The sequence below is a fragment of the Paraburkholderia hayleyella genome (assembly GCF_009455685.1).
GTDB classification, from domain to species: Bacteria; Pseudomonadota; Gammaproteobacteria; order Burkholderiales; family Burkholderiaceae; genus Paraburkholderia; species Paraburkholderia hayleyella.
On the sequence record NZ_QPES01000001.1, the window covers coordinates 3,136,955 to 3,162,982 of the forward strand.

Consider the following 26,028-nt stretch of genomic DNA (forward strand, 5'->3'; position numbering starts at 1 on the left):
CTAGCGTTACAACAGCGTGCCCTGCAAACCATCGAGCAGCCGGCGCACCGGCGCAGGCACGCCGTAAGCGTCAAGATCGCGTAGTGCAACCCAGGCGGTAGCTTCATCGGCCAGCGCAACCTCCGAACTCGCCAAGCGCCCGAGATCAGCCATTCGTGGCTCGATATTCAGCCTGAAATGCGTAAACGTATGCGTCAGCGGGCCCAGCGCAACAACCTCCGTCTGCGCGCCCAACGCACGTGCCCGTTGTGTCAACGCGGCTTCATCGGCGGCTTCCGGCAAACTCCATAACCCGCCCCAGATACCGGCAGGAGGGCGCTTCTCCAGCATCACAGCATCCCCATCGCGCAGCACCAGCATCCAGGTACGCCGGGTCGGCACCGTCTTTTTGGGCCTGGCAGCCGGCAGTTCGCGCTGGCGGCCCGTGGCATGAGCCACGCAATCGGCAGCAAACGGACAGCGTTCGCAGCCCGGCTTACCACGCACACACAACGTCGCCCCGAGATCCATCAGCCCCTGGGTATAAGCACTGACCTCATCGGGTGCCGATGCGGCTGGCAGGAGCGATTCCGCCAGTGCCCACATGGCGTTTTCGACGCGCTTTTCACCCGGAAAGCCTTCGACACCAAACACCCGCGCCAAAACACGTTTGACGTTGCCGTCGAGAATGGTCGCGCGCGCGCCAAAAGCAAACGATGCGATCGCCGCAGCCGTCGAACGGCCAATGCCGGGCAACGCCGCAAGCGCTTCGACCGTGCCGGGAAACGCGCCACCGTGCGCTTCGACAACCTGCTGGGCGCAACGATGCAGATTGCGTGCCCGCGAGTAGTAGCCAAGCCCCGCCCATAACGCCATCACGTCATCAAGCGGCGCCGCGGCAAGCGAGCGCACATCGGGAAAACGCGCCAGAAAGCGCGCGTAGTAAGACACCACGGTTGCTACCTGAGTCTGCTGCAGCATGATTTCGGACAGCCAGATCCTGTAAGGATCGCGCGTGTTTTGCCATGGCAGGTCATGACGGCCATGCTGGCGCTGCCAGGCAACCAGGCGGGGAGAAAAAGTCGAAGACAAAGCGGACATGGAGCAGTAGAAGGGGCAATGAGTGATAGTCAGCTAACGCTGGCAAACAGGGCAGTAATAAGTTGAACGCTGTCCCTGGACGATCTGCTTGATCGTTGTGCCACAGATGCGGCACGGCAGCCCGGCGCGATCATAAACAAAGTAGTCGAGCTGGAAATAACCGCTTGCGCCATCGCTACCGACGAAGTCCCGCAACGTGCTACCGCCCTTTTCAATCGCAGCGGCCAGCGTCACACGCACCGCCTCCGCCAGGCGCTCGTAGCGCGCTAGCGAAACCTTTCCCGCAGGTGTTGCTGGCCGAATGCCCGCACGAAAGAGGCACTCCGAGGCGTAAATATTGCCGACTCCGACCACCATGTTCCCCGCCAGCAACACCTGTTTGACGGACATCGTCCGGCCCGGGTTTTACGGTGCATCAGCGCGCCGCAAAACGTGGGCGAAAACGGCTCGACGCCAAGCCCGGCAAGCAGTGGATGCGCGTGCACATCACCAGCTGTGCGCGCTTGCCAGAGCACCGCGCCAAAGCGGCGCGGGTCACGATAGCGCAAGGTGAAATCAGTAAAAATCCAGTCGACGTGATCATGCCGCCCGGCGGATGGCGGCTCGCTGCCGTGCAACACGCGCAGCGTTCCTGTCATGCCGAGGTGAACGATGAACCAGCCTTCGTCGATTTCGAACAGCAGGTATTTGCCACGTCGCTCGACCTGACGAATCAGCCGTCCGCGCAACAGGCTGGAAAAACCTGCGGGAATCGGCCAGCGCAAAGCGCTCGTGCGCACCTCCACCTGCTGAATCCGGCATCCCGCGACATACGGCTCAATTCCCCTGCGGGTCACTTCAACTTCTGGCAACTCTGGCATATCTGGGCGCTCTGCAACCTGTGTGAGTCCTGCATGCGCGTATTGTAGCGAGCGCGTTACAATCGCCCGAAACCTTGAACGGATTGCCATGAACTTGTCTTTCGCAAAGCTACTTTCGCTACGTGCGGCTCGCATGCCGCATGCTCTGTCCCCGCGCCGGCTACTCGCTACCGCCGTGCTCGCCGCATGGTCACTGGCCAGCGTGCCCGCCTATGCTCAGGATGCCTCACACGATACCGGCGAGACGCCATCTGCGGTCACTGACGGGCCTGGCGAGCCTGGCGAGCCTGGCACTAACGGGCCTGGGCTGCTGTCAACCGAAGAAAAAAAGGATCTGCCGGATGTCGCGCTCACAGGCCAGATCGTGTTTCAAGTGCTCGCGGCGGAAGTCGCCCTGCAGCGCAAACAACCCGCTCCCGCCTATCAAACGTATCTCGCGCTCGCGCGGGACACGCACGATCCACGCATGGCCCAGCGCGCAACCGAAATCGCGTTAATGGCACAAAGTCCACCTGATGCGCTCTCCGCGACCCGGTTGTGGCAGCAATATGCACCGAACTCCGAACGCGCCGCGCAAATCTACGCTTCGCTGCTGGTACTGACAGGCAAGCCAGACGACGCCGCCCCGGCCCTTGCGCGGGAACTCGCCAAAACCCCAGCTGAAGCACGCGGCAATGCGGTTCTGGCGATGCAGCAATTACTCTCGCGCGGGCCGAATCACGTCGGCGGGTTGCTCGTGTTACGGGATTTGCTGAAGAACGACATGGACCGGCCGGAAGCACAACTGGCGATTGCACGCCAGCAGCTTACCGCCGACGACGAACCCGGCGCGCGCAAATCGCTCGAACAAGCCCTGGCGCTCAAGCCCGACTACCTGCCCGCGGCCATGCTGCTCGCGCAAATGGGGCCGCAAGCGCGCAAGGAAGGCCTCGCCGCAATCGAAAAATACGTTCAGCAAAATCCCAAATCACATGATGGCCGCCTGGCGTTAGCGCAGATGTATCTGGCGGACGATCGCCTCGATGACGCGCAAAAGCAGTTCGAAGCGATGCACAAAAATAACAAGGATGATCTGACTGCACTGATGGCGCTTGCGCTTATCAAGATTCAGCAAAAAAGTTATCCGGACGCTGAAAAATATCTGAAGCAGTACGCGCAAAAAACGGAACAGCTACCCAACGCCGATCCAGGCCAAGCGTACCTGTATCTGGCACAGCTCTCAGCCGAGCAGAACAAGGAAGCGGCCGCCAACGCCTGGCTCGACAAAATTGCACCGGGCAGTCCGTACTACGTTCCAGCCCAGATCACCCGGGCCCAGCAACTGGTGCAGCAAGGCAAGACCGATGACGCGCGCAAGCTGCTCGCCAGTCTCCAGCCGTCGGAGCCACGTGACCAGGTGCTGATTGCCCGCACCGACGCGGCAATCCTGTTCGATGAAAAACATTACCAGCAAGCCGAGACACGTCTAGCAGAGGCCATCGCCCGTTTCCCAGGCGAACCGGACCTGATCTACGACTACGCCATGGCCGCGGAAAAAAACGGCCACTACAAGACGATGGAAACGCAGCTGCGCCAGTTGATCCGCACGCAACCGGGCAACCCGCAGGCATACAACGCGCTCGGTTATTCGATGGCGGACCGCAACGTGAACCTGGCGGAAGCCAGCGACCTGATCGCCAAGGCCGCATTGCTAGCGCCCAACGATGCCTTCATCATGGATAGCGTTGGCTGGATAAAGTACCGCCAGGGTGACATGAGCGGAGCCATCAAGGTGCTGCGGCAAGCCTTTGAACTACGGCCCAATGCGGAAATCGGCGCGCATCTCGGTGAGGTGCTCTGGAACAGCGGCGCGCAAGACGAAGCGCGCACCGCATGGCGCACGGCCCGCCAGCTCGACCCCAACGACGACACGCTGGTTAAAACGCTGCAGCGCTTTCAGGTGAGCGATCTCTGATGCCGAAGTCTCAGCCGCATCGCTCTGGTGCGATCCGCCAGTTCAGTCCGGCGCGCGCCATCCGTTCATGGCGCGCCGCCTGCCACGGAGCCGGCGCAACAGCCCTTGTCGTCGCGCTGGCAGGTTGCGCGTCGGTCCAGCCACTCGCGCCACCGGTTACGGATGAAAATGCAGCCTCGATTACCGCCTCAACCAGTCATGCCCGCCATGGCCGTTTTGCCGTGCAATACCTCGACCAGAATGGCCAGCAACGCAATGCCTATGGCAATTTCGACTGGCAGGAAACCGGCACGACCATAGCACTGCAACTACGCAGCCCACTTGGACAAACGCTGGCCATTGTCTCGTCAGCCCCCACGTCGGCAACCCTCGAGCTACCGAACCAGCCGCCGCTCCGGGCCGATAACGTGGCCACCCTGATGCAAAATGCACTCGGTTTTGCGCTGCCCGTCGAAGGGCTGCGTTACTGGCTTCAGCCAGCGCCAGCGCCCACATCGAGAGCCAAAACCGAACTCGATCCCCAACAGCCAGGGCGACTCAAACAGATCGTTCAAGATGGCTGGACAATCGATTACGTCGCCTATGCCAATGCTCCAGCAACCCGCGTCAAGCGCGTGAACCTGACACGCGAAGCCCCGCCGCTGGCCATCAAGCTCGTGCTGGACCCGTAACCTGCCGCCCCATTCAGGCGCCTTTCGCCACCTCCATGACTGAAACACCTCACACATTGCGCGATTGCCTTGCACCGGCAAAACTCAATCTCTTTTTACATATCACTGGGCGCAGGCCAGACGGCTACCACGAACTGCAGACGGTGTTCCAGTTACTCGACTGGGGCGACATGCTGCATTTCACGCTGCGCGACGATGGCCAGATCCGGCGTGAGACCGACATACCAGGCGTTCCCGCCGAGCACGATCTGACGATCCGCGCGGCGACCCTACTTAAGCAACACACGGGAAGCGCCGCAGGCGTCAATATTGAAATCGACAAACGCCTGCCGATGGGTGCGGGCCTGGGCGGTGGCAGCTCAGATGCCGCGACGACCCTGCTCGCACTGAACCGCCTATGGCAACTCAATGTGCCGCGCATCGAACTACAAGCGCTGGCGCTCAAACTGGGCGCAGATGTCCCGTTTTTTATTTTCGGCAAAAATGCCTTCGCCGAGGGTATCGGAGAGGCGCTGCAAGAGGTACAATTGCCGCCGCGTTATTTCCTCGTTGTGACGCCAAAGGTTCAGGTCCCCACTGCAGCGATTTTCGCTGAGACAGGGTTGACAAGGGACACAAGGCCCCTCATAATTACGGACTTTCTCGCACAACAAAGTTTGAGTTCAACATGGCCTGATCATTTCGGTCATAACGACATGCAACGTGTTGTCGCAGAGAAGCACGCGGAAGTGGCAGAGGCTCTTGAGTGGTTTGATCGGGTCACCGCCGCACCAGCGCGAATGACCGGGTCCGGAGCAAGTGTTTTTGCAACGTACCACAGCATAAACGAGGCAAAACGGATTCAGTCCAGGTTGCCTCCAGGCTGGAACAGCACGGTCGCAGCAAGTTTGGACACCCATCCACTCTTTGCTTTCGTCGCATAGTTTCGTTTCGCCGGATAGTCGTTGATGTCCGGCAAAACTAAAAGTTGTGTAGGGGAGTCGCCAAGTTGGTTAAGGCACCGGATTTTGATTCCGGCATTCGAGGGTTCGAGTCCTTCCTCCCCTGCCAAAAATTCTCGCGTTATTCCCGCGTTTCTCCGCCCCCCAGCCTGTAGCAGGTGCATGATGAGCAGCCATGACGGCCTGATGGTTTTTACTGGCAACGCAAATCCTGCGCTAGCCCAAGAAGTCGTCAAAATCCTCGGAATCCCACTCGGCAAGGCCATGGTCAGCCGGTTTTCGGATGGCGAAGTCCAGGTCGAAATTCAGGAAAACGTGCGAGGCAAGGATGTCTTCGTCCTTCAGTCCACCAGCGCGCCTGCCAACGACAACCTGATGGAACTGATGATCATGGTCGATGCGCTCAAACGCGCATCCGCAGGCCGGATCACCGCTGCAATCCCCTACTTTGGTTATGCCCGTCAGGATCGGCGGCCACGTTCGGCGCGTGTCGCTATTTCAGCGAAAGTCGTCGCCAACATGCTGGAAATCGCGGGCGTCGAGCGGATCATCACCATGGATCTACACGCTGACCAGATCCAGGGTTTCTTTGATATTCCAGTCGACAATATTTACGCAACGCCTGTACTACTCGGCGATCTGCGCAAGCAAAACTACGAAAACCTGCTGGTTGTTTCGCCCGACGTGGGCGGTGTCGTCCGTGCCCGCGCACTCGCCAAGCAACTAGACTGCGAACTCGCCATCATCGACAAGCGTCGGCCGAAGGCGAATATCGCCGAAGTCATGAACATTATTGGTGAAGTCGAAGGCCGCACCTGCGTCATCATGGACGACATGGTAGACACCGCCGGGACCCTCTGCAAAGCCGCTCAGGTGTTGAAAGAGCGCGGCGCCGTGCACGTCGTCGCCTATGCCACGCACCCGGTTTTGTCGGGTGGCGCAGGCGAGCGGATCGAAGCCTCCGCGCTGGATGCCCTCGTGGTGACCGATACCATCGCGTTAGGCAACGAGGCGCGATCCTGCTCAAAAATCCGTTCATTGACCAGCGCAGGCTTGCTGGCTGAAACGTTTTCGCGGATTCGCCGCGGCGATTCAGTCATGTCGCTCTTCGCTGACAGTTAATTCAGTATTTGTGGTGCTGGCCGTTGGTTAATGCGGCCAGCACCACACAATCGGCACGAACGAACGAAGGTTCGCGCCGTTGCCCGGGGGCCTCAGCCAGTCGTGCGAGGCCCCGTTTTTACTACCTGGTCGCGGGTAGTGCATTGGAGAATCAAGATGAAAGTAGTTGCTTTCGAACGTAGTCTGCAAGGTACGGGTGCGAGCCGCCGCCTGCGTATTGCTGGCAAGACGCCAGGAATCGTTTATGGCGCAGGTTCAGAACCCCAACTGATCGAAATCGATCACAACGCGTTGTGGCATGCACTGAAAAAAGAAGTGTTCCACTCGTCGCTCCTCGATCTGGAACTGGCTGGCAAGTCGCAACAGGTTCTGCTGCGCGATGTGCAATATCACCCGTTCCGTCAACTCGTGCTGCACGTCGATTTCCAGCGCGTTGATGCCAAGAAGAAGCTGCACACCAAGGTGCCGCTGCACTTCATCAACCAGGAAACCAGCCCTGCCGTCAAGCTGTCATCCGCAGTGATTTCGCACGTCGTAAACGAAATCGAAATCGAATGTCTCCCGGCTGCGCTGCCGGAGTTCCTCGAAATCGATCTGGCCAAAATCGAAGCAGGCCAGTCACTGCACGCGAAAGACATCGTACTGCCCAAGGGCGTTGCGCTGATCGCTCACATCGAGGCAGAAAACCCCGTGATCGCGTCCGCAATGATTCCGGCTGGCGCTATTTCGGATGAAGCCGCCGCAGACGCAGCAGGCGAAACACCCGCAGCGTAAGCGCGCTGTCGCTTCGGTCTGTTTCGATGAAACAGACCGTGACCCGCTCCGGTTCGCCCTGGCGGGTTTTTTTTCGACTTTTTATTGTGTGGCGATACACGAGCCCACCTACCCATCATGATCAAGCTGATCGTCGGACTCGGTAACCCGGGCGCTGAATACACCGCGACGCGTCACAATGCGGGCTTCTGGCTAGTCGATCAACTGGCGCGCGAAACAGGCGCCACGTTGCGCGATGAACGACGCTTTCATGGCTTCCATGCCAAGACGCGCCTGCATGGCGAAGAAGTACATTTGCTGGAGCCACAAACCTATATGAACCGCTCAGGCCAATCCGTCGTCGCGCTGGCGCAGTTCTTCAAAGTGTTGCCCGAGCAGATTCTCGTGGCGCACGACGAACTCGATCTGCCACCCGGCACGGTAAAACTCAAGCTCGGCGGCGGCAGCGGTGGGCACAATGGTCTGAAAGATATCTCCGCGCATTTATCCACGCAGCAATACTGGCGCTTGCGCATTGGGATTGGACATCCGCGCGACCTGATACCGGAAAGCGCACGCGCAGGCGCCAAACCCGACGTGGCGAACTTCGTTCTGAAACCCCCGCGCCGCGAAGAACAGGATGTCATTGATGAATCGGTGGAGCGTTCACTCGCGGTGATGCCCTTTGTTATAAAAGGCGAGATGGAGCGCGCCATGATGCAATTGCATCGCCACAGCTAAAAGCCGTGGCGTGGCGCGTTTCAACGCGCCTTGGCGGCGGTCAACGCATGGTATTTCGCCATCAGCCCTTGCGGCGTTTCAAGATGTTGCGGATCACGCGGAATACATTCGACAGGACAAACCTGCTGACATTGCGGCTCATCAAAATGTCCGACACATTCGGTGCATTTTTGCGGATCAATCACATAGATTTCCGGGCCCATCGAAATCGCGTCGTTTGGGCATTCAGGCTCGCAGACGTCGCAATTGATGCACTCGTCGGTAATCATCAGGGCCATACATTTCTCGCTTACCGTCGGCGCCATGCCAACTGTCATGCCGCATTGCCCTACAGCCGCGCCATGCGGCCTGAGTTCAATGCGGCTTTACCTATTCCCGCCACCCACGATTCACGACTGAGGCGCGGCATCCGACAGCGCAATGACTTTTTCCTTCAGCCATTTTTCGACTGAAGGAAAAACAAACTTGCTGACATCCCCACCCAGTTGCGCAATCTCGCGCACGATCGTGCCCGAAATAAACTGGTATTGATCAGACGGCGTCATAAACATCGTTTCGACATCGGGCAGCAAATAACGGTTCATCCCCGCCATCTGAAACTCGTACTCGAAATCAGATACCGCGCGCAAACCTCGCACGATGACCCGCGCATTGTTACTCCTGACGAAATCTTTCAGCAGCCCCTTGAAGCTCATCACCTGGACATTCGGGTAGTGGCCAAGCACCTCGTGAGCGATATCCAGGCGCTCTTCGAGCGTAAAAAAAGGCTTTTTGTTACGGCTGTCGGCCACGCCGACTACCAGCGTGTCGAAAATACTCGACGCCCGGCGCACGAGATCTTCGTGACCCCGCGTCAACGGATCGAAGGTACCGGGATACACGGCGACTACCATCGGGTTGCTCCTCTCGTCAGACAAACAGGCACCTCAACTGATTTGCACGATTCGCGCCGAGTCGCGCGATGCACCGGCTGGCGCCCTTTTTTGGAACGCGCATTATTCCTTATTTTCGCGTTGCAGCAAATGGTAGTGAACCGCGCCAGCCTTGCTCCCGCGCACGATGATCCAGCCCGCCAGCGCTTCGGTTTGAGCCAGATCGAGCGCTTCCGGCGCCTCAACATAAAGAAATCCCCCGGCACTCACAAGCGGGGCCGCCAGCACGAGCGCCTGGGCCAGCAGGCTGTCGTCGAAAGGCGGATCGAGAAACACCACGTCGAAAGAAGCGGGCGCGAGATTCGCAGCCAGCCGCAAGGCATCGGCCTGCACCACTTCGATCATGCGAGCCTCAAGCCGGGCCTGATTCGCGCGTAATTGCGCGGCGGCTCGCGCATGGCGCTCGACCATCAGCACACGCGCTGCGCCGCGCGATGCCGCTTCGAACCCCAGCGCACCACTTCCAGCGAAAAGATCCAGGCAGCGCTTGCCATCGAGGCGCTGCCCCAGCCAGTTAAACAACGTTTCGCGCACGCGGTCCGGTGTGGGACGCAACCCATCCAGATCAAGTACCGGCAACGGCGTGCGCTTCCAGTCGCCGCCAATAATGCGGATCGTGTGAGCAGTTTTGTTGCGGCCAGGTGCGGCGCTTTTGCTTTTCGCGCGGGTAGAAAAAGAGTGGGACATGCAGATCGGGGAATCAGGAAAAAGGTAGGCACAAAGTAGGCAAAATGCCCTAAGAAAAAAGGACAGGGAGCGAACTGGAACAGGCACGTTACCACAGGGCTGCTGACGCTTTTGTCTGCACCATTCGGCGATCCGGTACGCCTGATAAAATGTGCCGCTTCCAGCGCCTTGCATCCCGCATTGCCACGCTGCCTGCCGCTGGCTATGCATTCCGCCGGAAGCGGCGCTGCGCCGCGCTCCCACCCCCCACTCAGATCATGTTCAGCTTTTTCAAACGGTTCAAAGGTTCGAAAACGGCCGAAGCGCCATCCGACACCTCGTCAGACACATCTTCTGTAGCACAGGAACTGGTCACGCCGCCAAGCCCGCCGGCTCAGGCTCCCGTCACCGAAACGCCTGCCGCGGTTGCCCCGGCAACGTCTACAACGCCGCGCGCGCCAGCACCCGCCTTAGCCGCCGTAGAACAGGGGGCAACGCCGATCACGCCAGCGCCAGCGCCAACACCCGTAGCCCCACCCAGCGCGCCGCCCGCAACTGATGACACGCCCCGCTCCGCAACAGCAGGTACCACGGCACCCTCCGCCGAGCCCGAGCACAAGGGCAGCGCCCCCAGCGCGAGCGGAACCATCGAGATTGAAGGAAACATCGAGATCATTCCGCCGCCCATGGTTGAACCTGCGGCCAAAAAATCCTGGCTCACCCGGCTGAAAACCGGGCTGTCGAAAACCAGCTCAAGCCTCACCGGCATCTTCATTCGCACCAAAATCGACGAAGATCTTTACGAGGAACTTGAAACGGCCCTGTTGATGTCGGACGCCGGGATCGAAGCAACCGAATTTCTGCTCAATGCGCTCCGCGAGAAGGTCCGGGCGCAACGTCTGACCGATCCACAGCAAGTCAAGACAGCATTGCGCGCCTTACTGGTCGAGCTTCTGCAGCCACTGGAAAAATCATTGATGCTCGGACAGGCACAGCCGTTAGTGATGATGATCGCAGGCGTCAACGGAGCAGGGAAAACCACCAGTATCGGCAAGCTGGCCAAACATCTGCAACGCTTCGACCAGTCGGTGCTGCTCGCGGCAGGCGATACGTTCCGCGCCGCCGCGCGCGAACAACTGACGATCTGGGGTGAGCGCAACAATGTAACGGTCGTATCCCAGGAAAGCGGCGACCCCGCGGCAGTGATTTTCGATGCCGTGGGCGCGGCGCGAGCCCGCAAAATCGACGTGCTCATGGCCGATACGGCAGGCCGTCTGCCGACGCAGTTGCATCTGATGGAAGAGCTACGCAAGGTCAAGCGTGTGATCGGCAAGGCACTCGACGGCGCACCGCACGAAGTGTTGCTGGTCATCGACGCCAATACCGGGCAAAACGCCCTCGCCCAGGTCAAGGCCTTCGACGATGCCCTAAACCTGACCGGCTTGATCGTGACCAAGCTCGATGGCACGGCGAAAGGCGGCATTCTGGCCGCCATCGCCCGGCAACGGCCCGTGCCGGTTTATTTCATCGGTGTCGGTGAATCGGTTGAAGATTTGCAGCCGTTCAACGCCGAAGAATTTTCGGACGCGTTGCTCGGCGTATAACACTTCCGCCACTCCCGCCTACTCCGCATCGGGCTGGACACCCGGTGCGGCACGGGCAAACGCGTCTATTTGTGACGCGCAAGTGTAAATACGCTGAATCGTCGGATACACCGAAACATCGATCTCGAAACGCTGCGCGTTGAATACCTGAGGCACAAGACAGACATCGGCAAGCGTCGGCGTATCGCCAAAACACAGCGCGCCGGTACGGGCATTACGCGCCAGATGCGTTTCGAGCGCGGCGAAACCCGCTTCGATCCAGTGGCGATACCAGGCATTTTTCGCCTCATCGCTGACGCCAAGCTCTTTTTTCAGATATTTCAGCACCCGCAGATTGTTCAACGGATGAATGTCACAGGCGATCTGCAAGGCCACGGCCCGCACATAGGCCCGGTCGCTGGGCGATGCGGGCAGAAGTGGGGGCAGCGGATGAGTTTCATCGAGATATTCGATGATCGCCAGCGACTGCTGCAGCACATCACCGTTATCCACGAGTGTCGGCACGATGGCATCGGGGTTCAGCTTGCGATACGCCTCATGGAACTGCTCGCCGCCATCGCGCAGCAAATGCACGGGTACGTAGTCATACGGAAGATTTTTTAGATTCAGCGCGATCCGCACGCGATACGACGCCGAACTACGAAAGTAACTGTAGAGCTTCATGTTAATAGCCTCCATGGTTGTGTTCCCCTGAACCTTCGCTCAAACGCTAAACCACGCGCACGCTGATCTCACCTAGCCCATCCACACCACCCGTCATCAGGTCGCCCGGCACGATAGCGCCCACGCCTTCGGGAGTACCGGTAAAGACCAGATCGCCGGGCTGCAATTCGAACAGCATCGAGAGATGCGCCAGCGTTTCGGCTACCGGCCAGATGAGTTGCGACACATCGGCACGCTGCTTTTCCGCGCCGTTGACGTTGAGCCAGATCGCGCCCTGGCAGAGATGCCCCACTTGCGCCACCGGATGCACCGGCCCAAGCGGCGCGGAATGATCGAAGCCCTTCGCGGTATCCCACGGACGCCCCAGCTTTTTGGCTTGTGCCTGCAAATCGCGGCGTGTCATGTCAAGCCCAAGGGCATAGCCGTAGACGTGATCGAGCGCATGCTCCACCGCGATCTCCCGCCCGGCCCGGCCAATGGCCACGACGAGCTCCATTTCGAAATGAACCTCGGCTGAGCGCGACGGATAGGGAAATTCACCGGTTACGCCCGAGGCAACCGGGACAACCGCATCAGCGGGCTTGCAAAAGAAAAAAGGCGGTTCGCGCTCAGGATCGTGTCCCATTTCGCGTGCATGTGCCTCATAGTTGCGACCCACGCAATAGATACGGCGCACGGCAAACTGATCCGGGCGGCCCGCGACAGGCAGCGCCACAACCGGCGCCGGGGGGAATACATAGCTCATGCCATTCTCCATGCTTGATGAGGGTCGTCTGAGTCCTGGACCCTCTTGAACCCTCTTGAGCCCTCTTGAGCCTCCTCAGAACGCCCCTAAGCCCTCGTAAGCGGCGAAATAACGAGTGTAACCGCGCCGTTTGCCCGCTGCTGTCCACCGGACAGCCTGGTCCAGACAGCTGGCTTGCCAGATTGTCGCGGATCAGTTATTCCATCGTCATTCCGGGACCACATTTCCTCGTACGCCGCCTTGACTATCCCCATGACCGATCTCGCCCCCGCTGTCACTGACCCCGTTCCTTTACCTTTTCCGTGCGCCCGCTTCATCAAGGAGATCGGACGCGGCACGCACGGCGCACGCGCCCTGACGCCAGAAGACACCTACGCGCTCTATAGCGCCATGCTCGATGGCCGTGTAGCAGAGCTTGAGCTCGGTGCGGTGCTGCTGGCATATCGCATCAAAGGTGAAACAGCCGACGAACTCGCGGCCATGCTGGCTGCCGCACACGCGTCATTCGTGCCGCTAGCGCTGGCACCGGGCCCCTGTGCTCCAGTTTCGATCCCAAGCTACAACGGCGCCCGCAAACAGCCGAACCTGGTGCCGTTACTGGCGCTGCTGCTCGCCCGCGAAGGCATACCGGTGCTGGTGCATGGCGTCATGGCCGATCCCGGCCGTGTCACCAGCGCTGAGATTTTTGCCCAGCTAGGCATTCCCCCGGCCCTGACACACGCCGCTATCGAGACCCAGCTTGCCACGCAGCGTCTGGCATTTGCCCCCATCGACGTGCTTGCGCCCCGGCTCGCGCGCCTTCTCGCGCTACGACAACGCATGGGCGTGCGCAACTCGACGCATACGCTCGTCAAGCTATTACAGCCGTTTACATCGGCCGGGCTACGGCTTGTGAACTACACCCATCCGCCTTACCGCGACAGCTTGACCCAGCTCTTCAGCACCCATCCCGATGCCGCCACGGGTGACGTGCTACTGGCGCGCGGTACCGAAGGCGAAGCCGTCGCGGACACGCGCCGGCAGGTGCAAATCGACTGGCTCCACGATGGCATGTGCGACACCCTGGCACATGCACAACACTCGGGCGCACTGGCGGCGAAGGCCCCGCTTACCGGATTACCCGAGGCATGCGATGCCACGACAACCGCCGCCTGGATCTCAAATGTGCTGGCTGGACACATCCCGGTACCCGATGCGCTGGCTCAACAAATCTCGATAATGAGCAGGATTGTCCGCAAGCCGCGTTAATGGTGGTTGCGATGGTTGCGATGGTTGCAATAACCACCAGGCACAACGGCATGAGCGCAACCTCAAACTAGCGCCACGGGGTTGACACACGCACCAGCGCCGACATACATTGGCGGAATGCATTTCTTCCAGCACATCTTCCGAATTACCTCCAGTTGCCTAGCGCAACTACTATCGCTACGTCTAGCGTAAGTCAGGCGTAGCGCCCCCTCCGGTTTCGTTCACTCTCGCGTTGCCGGACGGCTCTCAAAGCAGTCCCTCCAGCTTCATCCCTTTTTACAAAACCTGAGTCATACGCATTAGTCCGCTGCATTCGTCCGCTTACCCGCGCGCTCGATTGCCAAGGTCAAATATGCACGTTGCATGGATACCCATCATGATCGCTGCCGGCATCACCATCGCCCTGACACTGTTTCGAGCCCGTTCACTGGTTCCGCTAGCGCCCGGCTGACACTCCCCTGCGTCAGCCGTTTCGCCCTTGATACCGTCACCATCGACCACTGAATGAGGCTCACCATGTTGCGTCATCCTGCAGAAAAATACCGTCCTTTTACCGCTCCGCAATTGAGTGGCCGAAAATGGCCCAGCCGTACTATCCAGCATGCTCCGGTCTGGATGAGCACCGATTTGCGCGACGGCAACCAGTCGCTGATCGAACCGATGAACATCGCCCAGAAACTCGAATTTTTCGACATGCTGGTGCAGATCGGTTTCAAGGAAATTGAAGTGGGGTTTCCCTCGGCATCGCAAACTGATTTCGACTTCGTACGCAAGCTGATCGAGGAAAAGCGCATTCCTGACGATGTCACCATCGAAGTCCTCGTGCAGTCGCGTGAAGCGCTGATCGCCCGCACGTTCGAAGCGCTGGAGGGCGTGCCGCGCGCGATCGTGCACCTGTACAGCGCGCTGTGTCCGTCGTTTCGCAAAATCGTCTTCAACCAGTCGAAAGATGAGGTCAAGGCGCTCGCGGTGGAAGGCACGCGCCTGATCCGCCACTACGCTAGTGCCCAGCCTGACACACAGTGGATTTATCAGTATTCGCCCGAAACCTTCAGCATGACCGAGCTGCCCTTCGCCCGCGAAGTCTGCGATGCCGTGGCGCAAACCTGGCGCCCCACGCGCGAGCACAAAATGATCGTCAACCTGCCAGCGACTGTCGAGGCGGCCATGCCCAACGTCTATGCCGACCAGATCGAATGGATGGATCGCAATCTCGGCTACCGTGACAGCATCGTGTTGTCCGTGCATCCGCACAATGACCGTGGTACAGCCGTCGCCGCCGCCGAACTGGCGTTACTGGCCGGTGCCGACCGTGTCGAGGGCTGCCTCTTTGGCAATGGCGAGCGCACCGGCAATGTCGATCTCGTCACGCTCGCGCTCAACCTCTATACGCAGGGAATCGATCCGGGCCTCGATTTCTCCGCCATTGATTCAGTGCGTCAGGTGGTGGAACGCTGCAACCAGATTCCCGTGCATCCCCGCCATCCTTATGCGGGCGATCTGGTCCACACCGCGTTTTCCGGCTCGCATCAGGACGCGATTCGCAAAGGCTTCGCGCAGCAAAAACCGGATTCATTCTGGGAAGTGCCGTACCTGCCTATCGATCCCGCCGATATCGGGCGCAATTACGACGCGGTCATCCGCGTCAACAGCCAGTCAGGTAAAGGAGGTTCGACCTATTTACTGGAGCGCGGCATGGGCTTCGCGCCGCCACGCCGGGTGCAAATCGAGTTTAGCCATGCGGTTCAGGCTGTCACTGACGCATCCGGCGCGGAAATGACCGGCGAGGCCATTTGTGCGCTCTTCGCCCGCGAATATTTCGCCGTCAACGGCCCGCTGCAACGCTTTGGCGCAACCCTGCTGCGCTGGGACAACCGGGAACTTCCCTCGCCTGATTTCAGCATGGCCAGCGGTGCCAGCCAATACGAGGCGCAAGTCATGGCGCTTGGCCGCACACTGACGCCCTTCGTCGGGCAAGCGGTTGATATCAGTTCCTGCGAGATGCGACATACGGCTGATGGGCGTGTGGCCGCTTTCGTTGGCTGCAAGGTGGCGGAGCGGGCGACATGCTTTGGGGTAGGTCTCGGCGCAGACGAGGCCGATGCGCTCATCGAGGCGCTGGTGAGCGGCATTAACCGTGCGGTGCGGCAAGGGGCATGGGAATTAGCCGAAGAGAAAGCGGCGGCCTAACGCAGAATGGCGACGCCACGGCGGCTTGCCGTGGCCGCGATGGCTTTAATCTGCGGCGCTGCGCGTAGCTTGCCACGCCATAAGCCGCCACTGCCCATCTTCTTGCACCTGAAGAGCCGTGTAGGCGGCGGGGTACAGCAAGACGCCATTGCTGGCTTCCATTTCGAACAGAATACGCCCCGTCACGATACAAGCCTGAGGCGCGGCGGGCAGCACATCCTGCGACTGGATCTCGATTTGCCGGTAGCGCCTGCGACCCGACGTAATCGAGTCAATAACCTGCTGCTTGGTTTCCCGCTTGCCGTTCGTATGGATATAACTGACGCCGTCCGAGAGTAGCAAATCCAGCGACTCGCCGTCGCCCTCGATCATCGCGCGAAAACGCTCGCGCTCCAGGCGGCGAATCACGTCAATCACTTTCTCTGTCATGGTTCGGCCCCTTTTTGCGTCGGCGGGTGACGCCCGCACAACATAGACGACATACTGTCGCAGGAAACTACACGGGATATCGCTGCCGGAATTTATATCAATATTTGGCGCTTTGATACAGCACTTACTACACATGGGAACTACCCACCCTTCCCATGTGACTCATGACCCGAGATTCAGGCCGGCTCACCAAGGTAAAACAAGCCGTCCCAACCTGCGTCATGCATCACGCAAACCATAAAAATTCTATTGAATTATACTATTCGATAGTTTTTTGGAACTTGAGCAGCCCTGTCGTACTCCAAGGTATTAGCACTCAGCAAATCAGAGTGCTAACATCCACCGGGTGCTGTTTTTCCCAGCTTTCTGTCTTGATTTAAAAGGAGCTTTCTACGTGAGCCACGCATTGACCCTTCCGAATACGCTGAGCCCGTCGTCGGCCAAGTCCGCTTCGGCAGGTTCGCTAACACTTGCACAGGCTTCACTGCTAACTGGCCAGCTTGGCAATATTGACGCCTATATTCAGGCTGTGAACCGCATCCCCATGCTGACACTGACTGAAGAACGCCAGTTCGCCACTGAATTCCGTGAGCAGGACAATCTCGAATCCGCCCGCAAGCTAGTGCTTTCGCACTTGCGGCTGGTGGTGTCGATTGCACGTAACTATCTCGGTTATGGCCTGCCGCACGCCGATCTGATTCAGGAAGGCAATATTGGCCTGATGAAGGCCGTGAAACGTTTCGACCCGACACAAAATGTTCGTCTGGTGTCGTATGCCATGCACTGGATCAAAGCTGAAATTCACGAATACATCCTGCGCAACTGGCGCATGGTGAAAGTCGCCACCACCAAGGCGCAACGCAAGCTGTTCTTTAACTTGCGCAGCCACAAGCAGGGTTTTCAGGCTTTCTCGCCAGATGAGATCGCCAACCTGGCCCGGGAACTGAACGTGAAGCACGAAGAGGTTTCCGAAATGGAAACGCGGCTCTCCGGCGGCGACATCGCGCTTGAAGGCAAGATCGAAGACGGCGAAGAAGCCTTTGCCCCCATTGCTTATCTGGCTGATTCACACAGCGAACCCACTGAGGTTCTCGCCGCGCGCCAGCGCGACAAGCTGCAAAGCGATGGCATCTCCAATGCGCTGGAGGCGCTCGATGCCCGCAGCCGCCGCATCATCGAAGCACGCTGGTTGCAAGTCGAAGACGACGGCTCAGGAGGATCAACGTTGCATGAACTAGCTGACGAGTTCGGTGTGTCCGCGGAACGGATTCGCCAAATCGAAGCCAGCGCGATGAAGAAAATGCGTGGCGCATTAAACGAATACGCATAACGCATAGCCACCCCCCTACTGCGACACGTCGTCACACCAAAGCCCCGCTCTCGATGAGAGCGGGGCTTTTTATTGCCCCCTTCATTTCGCCGAAACCCCCGTCAATCCATACCTTGACGTATCCCAAAAATGCTTGCGATACTTTTGCACCCCACACTCATAAGCGACGCTATGCCGCAGTCCAAAATGCGCACGCTGACAGTCCTGCCCCTAGAATTCTTACCCGCGCCTGTATTCAGTTCCACCCAATTATTCGAAGGCCTGACCAGCCATGTCCATCGCATTTAATCGCAGGCCACTGCCCCCACTGCAATCAAGCCGATTTGCAACTTGGGTACGCGGCCCAACGCTCACGCGAGATATCGTGATCGTTCTCATCATCAAGTTTGCTTTGCTGATGACGCTCAAATACGCATTTTTCAATGATCCGCAGGCAAGACATATGTCCTTGCCACCTGCTCAAGTCGCTCAGGTACTGCTCTCCACGCCTGAGCCGAATCCGTCCCAAGGTGATCAACATGCACGCTAGCGAAGTCGTAGACCTTTCGCGCCTTCAGTTCGCCATCACGGCGCTCTACCACTTTCTTTTTGTGCCGCTCACGCTAGGCCTGTCCTGGCTACTGGTCATCATGGAGTCGGTATATGTCATGACCGGCAAACAGATATACAAGGACATGACGCAGTTCTGGGGCAAGCTGTTTGGCATCAACTTTGCCATGGGCGTGACCACAGGTCTCACACTTGAATTCCAGTTCGGTACGAACTGGTCGTATTACTCGCACTATGTCGGTGATATTTTCGGCGTGCCCCTGGCCGTCGAAGGGCTGATGGCGTTCTTCCTCGAATCGACTTTCGTCGGGCTGTTCTTCTTTGGCTGGAACCGCTTGTCGAAAGTAAAGCATTTGCTTGTCACCTTCCTCGTTGCCTTCGGCTCGAACCTGTCAGCGCTTTGGATTCTCGTGGCCAACGGCTGGATGAACAATCCGGTTGGCGCCGAGTTCAATTACGAAACCATGCGCATGGAGCTCTCAAGCATCTTCGACGTGCTGTTTAATCCCGTGGCTCAAGTGAAGTTCGTGCATACCGTGTCGGCAGGTTATGTCACCGCGTCGATGTTCGTTCTGGGCGTGTCGTCGTGGTATCTGCTCAAGCGCCGTGACGTCGAATTCGCGCTGCGTTCGTTTGCGATTGCAGCGGGCTTCGGTCTGGCCTCGACGTTGTGCGTGATCGTGCTGGGTGACGAATCGGGCTATCACACTGGCGAAGTGCAGAAGGTCAAACTGGCCGCCATCGAATCCGAATGGGAAACCGCGCCCGCACCCGCGCCATTCACCCTGTTCGGCATTCCAAACCAGGAAAAAGAGCGCACGGATTACGCGATTCGTATTCCTTATGCGCTCGGCATCATTGCCACGCGCTCGCTTGACGAGCCTGTGGCCGGACTCAAGGAATTGATGGCGCAAAACGAAGTTCGCATTAAAAGCGGGATGGTCGCTTACGCCGCGCTGCAAAAGCTCAAGGCAGGCAACGCCAATGAGGAAACCCGCGCAACCTTCGACGCGCACAAGCAAGACCTCGGCTATGGCCTGATGCTTAAACAGTTCACGCAAGCGGTCACCGACGCCACACCCGAGCAGATCGCTCAGGCAGCCAAAAAGACCATTCCGCCGGTCGCACCCGTCTTTTTCTCATTCCGGATGATGGTGGGGTTAGGCATTCTGTTCTTGCTGACATTTGTGCTGGCGTTCTGGTTTTGCGCACAGCGCTCGCTGTTGCAAAGCAACCGCCGCTGGTTTTTGCGCTGGGCCGTATGGGCCATTCCATTGCCCTGGCTAGCCGCTGAGTTTGGCTGGATCGTCGCTGAACTGGGCCGCCAGCCGTGGACCATCGCGGGTATCTTGCCTACCGCGCTGTCAGCTTCGAGCCTCAAGCCGGGCGACCTGTACCTGAGTCTCGCGGGCTTCATCGTGTTTTACACAGCGCTTTTCATCATCGAAATCATGCTGATGTTCAAGTACGCGCGCCTGGGCCCGTCATCGCTGCATACCGGCCGCTATCACCACGAACAAACGCCAGAACAGTCACTGCCCGCCAGTGCCTCTGCATGATTCGCCACTACGCTGTTTTACGGGAAAGATCACCATGGATTACGCAACCCTCAAATTGATCTGGTGGGTGTTGATCGGCGTACTGCTGATCGGCTTTGCGCTCACCGATGGCTTCGATATGGGAGCCGCGATTTTGCTGCCGTTCATCGGCAAAACGGATAACGAGCGCCGCATCGTGATAAACACGGTCGGCGCGACGTGGGAAGGCAACCAGGTCTGGTTCATCACCGCTGGCGGTGCGATGTTCGCAGCCTGGCCGCTGGTATATGCCGCATCCTTCTCCGGGTTTTACTTTGCGATGCTGCTGGTGCTGTTCTCGCTGTTTTTTCGACCAGTTGGCTTCGACTACCGCAGCAAACGCGTTGATCCGCGCTGGCGCACAGCATGGGACTGGGCGCTCTTTATCGGCGGTTTCGTGCCGGCACTCGTGATTGGCGTTGCGTTCGGCAACTTGCTGCAAGGCGTGCCGTTCTCCTTCGATCAGGATTTGCGTGTGACGTATTACGGTAGCTTCTTTGGCCTGCTGAATCCGTTTGCGCTGTTATGCGGCCTGGTCAGCGTCGCCATGCTGACAGCGCACGGCGCGGCCTTCGTCAAGCTGAAGGCCGATGGCATCGTCGCCGCACGCGCATCGACTGCGCTGCGAATGGCTGCACTGGCGGCAGTGGTGCTGTTTTTGCTGGCAGGCGCGCTGATTGCGACCCTGATCGGCGGCTATCAGATCGTCGACGCCATGCCCCCTGACGCCGCGGTCAGCCCGCTGCTGAAGAGCGTATCGGGTGCTCCAGGCCTGTGGCTATCCAATTACGCCACGTATCCATGGATGATCGCCGCACCGGTGGCTGGCGTGATCGGCGGCGTGCTGGCCTTGCTGCTCGCCCGCTCACGCTTTGAGAAAAGCGCCTTTTTGTCGACTTCACTGCTCGTAATTGGCGTCATTCTGACAGCGGGATTTTCGATGTTTCCGTTCATCATGCCTTCCTCACTCGATGCGCGCAGCAGCCTGACCGTGTGGGATTCGACCTCAAGCCGCATGACGCTACAGATCATGCTGATCGCAGTCATCATTTTTATGCCGCTGATCCTGCTCTACACCAGTTGGGTGTATCGCGTGATGCGCGGCAAGGTGACCGCTGAGGCAGTCGAGACAAACACACACTCGCTGTATTAATTCACGCCGCCCGCGCGTTGCGGGCGATAAGACAAATCGATTCACAGAGGTAGAGGTAAGCAATGTGGTATTTCAGCTGGATTCTCGGCATCGGCGTAGCACTGGCATTCGGCATCATCAACGTGATGTGGCTGGAGTCACGAGGCGTGGTAACGACCGGGAATGAAGAAGAACAACGCGGCCAGTAAGCTCGCCGCTCAACATAAACCCGCGTCGCATTAACTCTTTAACGCTATTAACGCTGCACGACAAAGCGCCCGGCGGTGTGAACCGCCGGGCGCTTTGTCGTTGTCTTCGTTGCTTCCCTGTAGGGTCGCGCCGAAGGTGTGTGTCACGTCATGCCATGTCGCCGTTCTAGACGGGCTGCGGTAACTCACCTCCAGCCACGGGCAGCCGTTCAGCGAATTGCTGCGCGTAATGCGCAGCGGCATTGCCCACCACGATATGGAACGTATCGGCCGCCACCCAGGCCACATCCAGCGCAGCCAGCCGCTGGCGATCAACCGCGGAGGGATCCTGCACGACGACACGCAAGCGCGTCGTCGCCACCGCCTTGAGCGATGCCACGTTCGCCGCACCGCCAAATACCGCCAGCCAGCGCGCCGGATCGGGATCGGGCAGGCCATGCTGCCCAACCTGCCCGCTCGCATCCACCACGGCCGCTACGGCCACAGCGACTGCTGGCGCTGCCACGCCACGCCCGCCGCCCTCGGCAATAATGCTGCGAATTTCATCCGCGATGATGTCGGCCTCTGGACCAATGATGACCTGCACGTCCGTCGCGCCCCGTTTGAGCACGCCGCGTGCGCCGATGGTCTTCAGGTCCGCCTCGGACACCTGATCTGCGTTCACCACGGACAAGCGCAAACGCGTCGTGCAGGCGTCTACTACCGTCAGATTGCCGGCACCGCCTAGCGCGACGATGTACCGCTCAGCACGCGGCATGGCGACACCTGCCGGTGGCAGCGCAGCATCACCCGCCGCGAATGAATCCACCGAAGCTTCAACCGTAGCCGGTTCACGGCCAGGCGTAGCCATGTTGAACTTGCGAATGAAAAAACGAAACAGACCGTAGTACACAAAGGCATAAGCGATCCCAAGCGGAATCGCTTCCCAGCCTTTGGTAGACAAGCCGTAATTCAGCACGTAATCAATTGCGCCCGCCGAAAACGTAAAGCCCAGGTGAATGCCCAGCGCTGAACAAATCGCCATCGAGAGCCCTGTGAGCACCGAATGGATCACGTACAGCAAGGGGGCGAGAAACATGAAACTGAACTCGATAGGCTCGGTCACGCCCGTCAGAAACGAAGTCAGCGCCATCGAAAACAGCAAACCGCCCACCACGGCGCGCCGTTCTTTGCGGGCTTCATGAAACATCGCCAGACAAGCCGCGGGCAGGCCAAACATCATGACCGGGAAGAAGCCCGTCATAAAGCCGCCCGCGCTCGGATCGCCCGCGAAAAAACGATGCAGGTCCCCGGTCACGGTTGCGCCGCCAGGCGGCGTAAAGCTGCCAAACACGAACCACGCCAGCGAGTTGAGGATGTGATGCAAACCCGTGACCAGCAGCAAGCGATTCAGCAAGCCAAACACGAAGGTGCCGATCGCGCCCGCCGTGGTCAGCCAGTGGCCGGCGATGTCGATGCCCGCTTGCACCGGCTGCCAGACATAACCAAACACAATGCCAAGCCCAACACACACCACACCCGTGATAATCGGCACGAACCGTTTGCCGCCGAAAAACGCCAGATACTCCGGTAACCTGATGTCCTTGAAGCGGTTGTAGAGCAGCCCTGCCACAACCCCTGCGACGATCCCCGACAACACCCCCATGTTGAGCTTGTCGTTAATGTCTTTCATCACGGCAACTTCGATCAGGTAACCAATCGCCCCGGCCAGCGCGGCTACGCCGTTATTGTCTTTGGCAAAACCCACCGCCACGCCGATAGCGAACAGCAGCGGCAGATTGTCGAAAATCGCGCCGCCCGCATCGGCGATCATCCTGATGTTGAACACGTCCGGCTGACCAAGGCGCAGCAACAGTCCAGCGACCGGTAACACCGCAATCGGCAGCATCAGCGCGCGGCCAAGACGTTGTATCTTCAGAAACGGATTGCCATCCATTGTCTCCACTCCTTGTTATCGGTTAAATCGTTCAATCGTTGCCCCAGCCTGACGTCCTGAGACGGCCGCGATTATGTCTGCTGCTGGCCCGCGCTCAGTCGAGCGGCCAGGTTTCGCGGCTCACGGCCCTGACGGCCTGGGCTGACTCCAGCGCCAGCACATCCTGGGCACGTTGACGGCACAGCGCGTAATCCAGTTTGCGCACCCGCGCCTTGATGCCTGGCACCGACACCGGATCTACCGACAACTCCGTAACACCAAGCCCAACCAGCAGCGGTACCGCCAGCGGATCGCCTGCTAGCGCGCCACACACGCCCACCCATTTACCATGCTTGTGCGCCCCCTTCACGGTGTCCTCCACCAGCCGCAGCACGGCAGGATGCAAACCATCGGCCTGCGCCGCCAGATCGGCCTGGCAGCGATCCATCGCCAAGGTGTATTGCGTCAGGTCATTGGTACCAATCGACAGAAAATCCGCATGCCGCGCCAGTTGATCGGCAAGCAGCGCCGCCGATGGCACTTCGATCATCACGCCGACTTCGATCGAACCCTCGCGGCCTGTTTCTCGCGCCAGCTCGTCAATGCGCTGCCGCAGATGGATCAGCTCACCTGCATCCGTCACCATCGGCAACAGAATCCGCGCCCGGCCCACCGGCTGCACTGCCAGCAGACCGCGCAACTGGGTATCCAGCAAATCGGGGCGCACCTGCGCCAGACGGATGCCGCGCAAACCCAGCGCAGGATTCGTCTCAGGTGGCAGCGTCAGGTAATCGACCTCCTTGTCGGCCCCGACATCCAGTGTGCGAATAATCACCGTGCGCCCTTGCAAGGCATCAACAATCGCCTGATAGCTCTGACGATGTTCATCAACACTGGGGGCCGTCTGGCGGTGAATAAATAACAGTTCCGTGCGCAGCAAACCCACGGCATCCGCACCGTTATCCAGTGCCACCTGCGCATCTTCGAGCGTGGCAATATTGGCCGCGACTTCGATGGCGCGGCCATCGGCCGTCGCCGCTGTTTGCCGGGAAGTCTGCAGGTTGGTTTCGCGCACATTTGCCTGGCGCGTGCGCTCAAGCCGCGCGCGTTCGATATCGAGTGCGGTAGGCGCATGTTCGAGCCGCCCATGTGTGGCGTCGACCACCACCTGAATGCCATCGGGAAGCGCATGCAACGCATCGCCCAGCGCCACCAGCGCAGGAATACCCGCCTGACGCGCGATGATCGCGGCATGCGAAGTCGCTCCGCCGCGCGCCATCAGCAATGCCATCACACGCGAGCGATCCAGCGATGACAAATCGGACGGCGTGAATTCATCGGCAGCGAGGACCGCTTCGGCAGGCAATACACGCGCCGCTGTATTTGAATAGCCGAGTGCGCGTAGCACGCGTTTTTCGATATCGCGCAAATCGGCGGCACGTTCAGCCAGCAAGGTGTCTTCGATTTTGGCCAGAACCGCGATCTGCGCGCGGATCGCTTCGCGCCAGGCAAAACCCGCGCTTTTGCCCAGGCTAACCAGATCGCGTGCGGCATCCAGCAGCGCGGGATCTTCGAGCAGCACGCGATGAACCGCGAAAATCCCCGCCTCGCCCACCGCGCCACGCTGCGAGGCATCACGCACTGTGGCGTTGAGCTCGGCATCGACCTCCGCCAGAGCCTTGTCGAGCATCCGGCTTTCGGCGGCGGAAGTGCCGTTGGCTTTTTCCGGTGGATCGAGATCCATATCATTCCAGCGCACCAGCGTGCCGACCGCGATGCCCGGGGCTGCGCATACGCCCGCCAGGGTATTGGGCGGCAGCGGCTCTCCCGCCCCCAACACCGCAGGCGGCGGAGAAATTTGACGTGCGGGTTTTTCTTCGGCTTCGCCTGGCGCTGCACGCGTCAGCTCGCGTACAACCGCGTCGACTGCGGCAGCCGCCTGTGCGCCCGTGCCAACCAGTTCGATAGTCGCGCCTTCACCCGCGCCGAGACCCAGCAGACCCACCACACTTTCGATGGGTGCATGACGCCCTGCAAAATGCACCTCGACCCGCGCCTCAAAACCCCGCACGGCTTCACGCGCCCGCGCCGCGGGCCGTGCATGCAGCCCGCCCATATGCGTGAGCGTGAGCGCCTGACGCACGGCTTGCGCCGCCGCCTGCGACGATGGCGCGACGGCAGCATCAGCCACCTTCGCTGCGCTCGCATTGCTGCGCGCCCGCAACACGAGCAAGGGCGTCTGACCCGCATGCAACATGCCAGCCTGAGCCCGCTCAATGATTTCGAACGCATCCGAATTGGCCACCGCGATCACCGACACAAGGCTAGGCGCATGACACGCCACAAAATCCTGGTCGAACTCGATCAGCACCTCGCCACAGCTGACCGTCGCACCTTGTTCGATCTTCGGCGTGAAACCTTCTCCTTTCAGCGCCACCGTATCAATTCCAATGTGCAGCAAAATTTCGGCGCCTTCTGCTGTCAACAGCGTCAACGCATGGCCGGTGCGCGCGAGGTGCGTCACCGTTCCAGCGCAAGGCGCCACCAGCATGCCAGCCAACGGGTCGATCGCAATGCCGTCACCAAACATGCCGCCAGCAAATACCGGATCCGGCACGTTGGCCAGTGGCACGACCGGGCCGCTCAGAGGCGCGAGCAAAACAGTCTGATCCAGAGGGGGATTCATCAAACGGGATTCATCAGCACGTCGCATGCGC

At 59.5% G+C, this 26,028-nt stretch carries 23 protein-coding genes, 1 tRNA gene and 1 pseudogene; 15 read left to right on the plus strand and 10 right to left on the minus strand.

Features of this window, described 5'->3' with window-relative positions; genetic code table 11:
- Window positions 1–6: 6 nt before the first annotated feature.
- Both mutY and mutM read right to left on the minus strand, forming a co-directional pair.
- Entirely contained in the window at window positions 7–1,080 is a 1,074-nt protein-coding gene (gene mutY, locus GH657_RS13805; RefSeq protein ID WP_153101445.1) for an A/G-specific adenine glycosylase, read from the minus strand.
- Between the two features lie 33 nt (window positions 1,081–1,113).
- A pseudogene (mutM, locus tag GH657_RS13810) lies at window positions 1,114–1,940 on the minus strand (bifunctional DNA-formamidopyrimidine glycosylase/DNA-(apurinic or apyrimidinic site) lyase).
- Between the two features lie 88 nt (window positions 1,941–2,028).
- Between mutM and GH657_RS13815 the strand changes: the two are divergent.
- From GH657_RS13815 to pth, 7 genes are all read left to right on the plus strand, one after another.
- The gene (locus GH657_RS13815; protein ID WP_153101446.1) at window positions 2,029–3,894 is read left to right on the plus strand and encodes a tetratricopeptide repeat protein; all 1,866 of its coding nucleotides are present in this window, start codon (window positions 2,029–2,031) and stop codon (window positions 3,892–3,894) included.
- Window positions 3,894–4,565, plus strand: coding sequence for a lipoprotein insertase outer membrane protein LolB (gene lolB / locus GH657_RS13820; RefSeq protein WP_153101447.1), 672 nt, complete (start codon window positions 3,894–3,896; stop codon window positions 4,563–4,565). The genes GH657_RS13815 and lolB overlap by 1 nt, the downstream gene beginning before the upstream one ends.
- Before the next feature lie 35 nt (window positions 4,566–4,600).
- Window positions 4,601–5,488 carry a 4-(cytidine 5'-diphospho)-2-C-methyl-D-erythritol kinase gene (ispE, locus tag GH657_RS13825; RefSeq protein WP_153101448.1) on the plus strand — a complete coding sequence of 296 codons (888 nt, stop codon included), beginning with the start codon at window positions 4,601–4,603 and terminating at the stop codon, window positions 5,486–5,488.
- A 50-nt stretch (window positions 5,489–5,538) separates the two neighbouring features.
- Window positions 5,539–5,615: transfer RNA gene (locus GH657_RS13830), tRNA-Gln, on the plus strand.
- Between the two features lie 56 nt (window positions 5,616–5,671).
- On the plus strand, window positions 5,672–6,628 hold the full coding sequence (locus GH657_RS13835; RefSeq protein ID WP_153101759.1) for a ribose-phosphate pyrophosphokinase: 957 nt from the start codon (window positions 5,672–5,674) through the stop codon (window positions 6,626–6,628).
- Window positions 6,629–6,784: 156 nt separating this feature from the next.
- Entirely contained in the window at window positions 6,785–7,402 is a 618-nt protein-coding gene (locus GH657_RS13840) for a 50S ribosomal protein L25/general stress protein Ctc (RefSeq protein WP_153101449.1), read from the plus strand.
- 117 nt (window positions 7,403–7,519) lie between these two features.
- A complete protein-coding gene (pth, locus tag GH657_RS13845; RefSeq protein WP_153101450.1) occupies window positions 7,520–8,122 on the plus strand; it encodes an aminoacyl-tRNA hydrolase in 603 nt (200 codons plus the stop codon).
- Window positions 8,123–8,142: 20 nt separating this feature from the next.
- Here pth and GH657_RS13850 read toward each other — a convergent pair whose 3' ends face one another.
- The 3 genes from GH657_RS13850 to rsmD form a co-directional block, all read right to left on the minus strand.
- A complete protein-coding gene (locus GH657_RS13850; RefSeq protein ID WP_153101760.1) occupies window positions 8,143–8,400 on the minus strand; it encodes a YfhL family 4Fe-4S dicluster ferredoxin in 258 nt (85 codons plus the stop codon).
- A gap of 111 nt (window positions 8,401–8,511) precedes the next feature.
- On the minus strand, window positions 8,512–9,015 hold the full coding sequence (coaD, locus tag GH657_RS13855) for a pantetheine-phosphate adenylyltransferase (protein ID WP_153101451.1): 504 nt from the start codon (window positions 9,013–9,015) through the stop codon (window positions 8,512–8,514).
- A gap of 102 nt (window positions 9,016–9,117) precedes the next feature.
- Complete coding sequence (gene rsmD / locus GH657_RS13860) at window positions 9,118–9,741, minus strand: 16S rRNA (guanine(966)-N(2))-methyltransferase RsmD (RefSeq protein WP_153101452.1); 624 nt, start codon at window positions 9,739–9,741, stop codon at window positions 9,118–9,120.
- A 257-nt stretch (window positions 9,742–9,998) separates the two neighbouring features.
- Between rsmD and ftsY the strand changes: the two genes are divergently transcribed.
- Window positions 9,999–11,324, plus strand: a complete 1,326-nt coding sequence (ftsY, locus tag GH657_RS13865) for a signal recognition particle-docking protein FtsY (protein ID WP_153101453.1) — start codon at window positions 9,999–10,001, stop codon at window positions 11,322–11,324.
- 18 nt (window positions 11,325–11,342) lie between these two features.
- Here ftsY and maiA read toward each other — a convergent pair whose 3' ends face one another.
- Both maiA and GH657_RS13875 read right to left on the minus strand, forming a co-directional pair.
- Window positions 11,343–11,987 (minus strand): maleylacetoacetate isomerase, encoded by a 645-nt coding sequence (gene maiA, locus GH657_RS13870; protein WP_153101454.1) that lies wholly within the window; start codon window positions 11,985–11,987, stop codon window positions 11,343–11,345.
- A gap of 46 nt (window positions 11,988–12,033) precedes the next feature.
- Window positions 12,034–12,732 (minus strand): fumarylacetoacetate hydrolase family protein, encoded by a 699-nt coding sequence (locus GH657_RS13875; RefSeq protein WP_153101455.1) that lies wholly within the window; start codon window positions 12,730–12,732, stop codon window positions 12,034–12,036.
- A 252-nt stretch (window positions 12,733–12,984) separates the two neighbouring features.
- Between GH657_RS13875 and ybiB the strand changes: the two genes are divergently transcribed.
- The gene (gene ybiB, locus GH657_RS13880; protein ID WP_153101456.1) at window positions 12,985–13,980 is read left to right on the plus strand and encodes a DNA-binding protein YbiB; all 996 of its coding nucleotides are present in this window, start codon (window positions 12,985–12,987) and stop codon (window positions 13,978–13,980) included.
- Window positions 13,981–14,496: 516 nt separating this feature from the next.
- Window positions 14,497–16,170 carry a 2-isopropylmalate synthase gene (gene leuA, locus GH657_RS13885; RefSeq protein WP_153101457.1) on the plus strand — a complete coding sequence of 558 codons (1,674 nt, stop codon included), beginning with the start codon at window positions 14,497–14,499 and terminating at the stop codon, window positions 16,168–16,170.
- A 45-nt stretch (window positions 16,171–16,215) separates the two neighbouring features.
- Here leuA and GH657_RS13890 read toward each other — a convergent pair whose 3' ends face one another.
- Complete coding sequence (locus GH657_RS13890) at window positions 16,216–16,599, minus strand: nuclear transport factor 2 family protein (protein WP_153101458.1); 384 nt, start codon at window positions 16,597–16,599, stop codon at window positions 16,216–16,218.
- 394 nt (window positions 16,600–16,993) lie between these two features.
- On the opposite strand from GH657_RS13890, the gene rpoH reads away from it, so the two are divergent.
- The 5 genes from rpoH (at window position 16,994) to cydX (ending at window position 21,396) form a co-directional block, all read left to right on the plus strand.
- Window positions 16,994–17,929: an RNA polymerase sigma factor RpoH gene (rpoH, locus tag GH657_RS13895; protein WP_153101459.1), complete on the plus strand. Its 936-nt coding sequence runs from the start codon at window positions 16,994–16,996 to the stop codon at window positions 17,927–17,929.
- Between the two features lie 271 nt (window positions 17,930–18,200).
- On the plus strand, window positions 18,201–18,458 hold the full coding sequence (gene cydP / locus GH657_RS13900; protein WP_153101460.1) for a cytochrome oxidase putative small subunit CydP: 258 nt from the start codon (window positions 18,201–18,203) through the stop codon (window positions 18,456–18,458).
- Window positions 18,448–20,037, plus strand: a complete 1,590-nt coding sequence (locus tag GH657_RS13905) for a cytochrome ubiquinol oxidase subunit I (protein ID WP_153101461.1) — start codon at window positions 18,448–18,450, stop codon at window positions 20,035–20,037. Before cydP ends, GH657_RS13905 begins: the two co-directional genes overlap by 11 nt.
- A 34-nt stretch (window positions 20,038–20,071) precedes the next feature.
- On the plus strand, window positions 20,072–21,208 hold the full coding sequence (gene cydB, locus GH657_RS13910; RefSeq protein WP_153101462.1) for a cytochrome d ubiquinol oxidase subunit II: 1,137 nt from the start codon (window positions 20,072–20,074) through the stop codon (window positions 21,206–21,208).
- Between the two features lie 62 nt (window positions 21,209–21,270).
- Window positions 21,271–21,396, plus strand: coding sequence for a cytochrome bd-I oxidase subunit CydX (cydX, locus tag GH657_RS13915; RefSeq protein ID WP_153101463.1), 126 nt, complete (start codon window positions 21,271–21,273; stop codon window positions 21,394–21,396).
- 166 nt (window positions 21,397–21,562) lie between these two features.
- On the opposite strand, the gene nagE is transcribed toward cydX, so the two are convergent.
- Together nagE and ptsP are read right to left on the minus strand one after the other, a co-directional pair.
- Complete coding sequence (gene nagE, locus GH657_RS13920) at window positions 21,563–23,332, minus strand: N-acetylglucosamine-specific PTS transporter subunit IIBC (protein ID WP_153101464.1); 1,770 nt, start codon at window positions 23,330–23,332, stop codon at window positions 21,563–21,565.
- A gap of 94 nt (window positions 23,333–23,426) precedes the next feature.
- The gene (ptsP, locus tag GH657_RS13925) at window positions 23,427–26,024 is read right to left on the minus strand and encodes a phosphoenolpyruvate--protein phosphotransferase (RefSeq protein WP_153101465.1); all 2,598 of its coding nucleotides are present in this window, start codon (window positions 26,022–26,024) and stop codon (window positions 23,427–23,429) included.
- Between the last annotated feature and the right edge of the window lie 4 nt (window positions 26,025–26,028).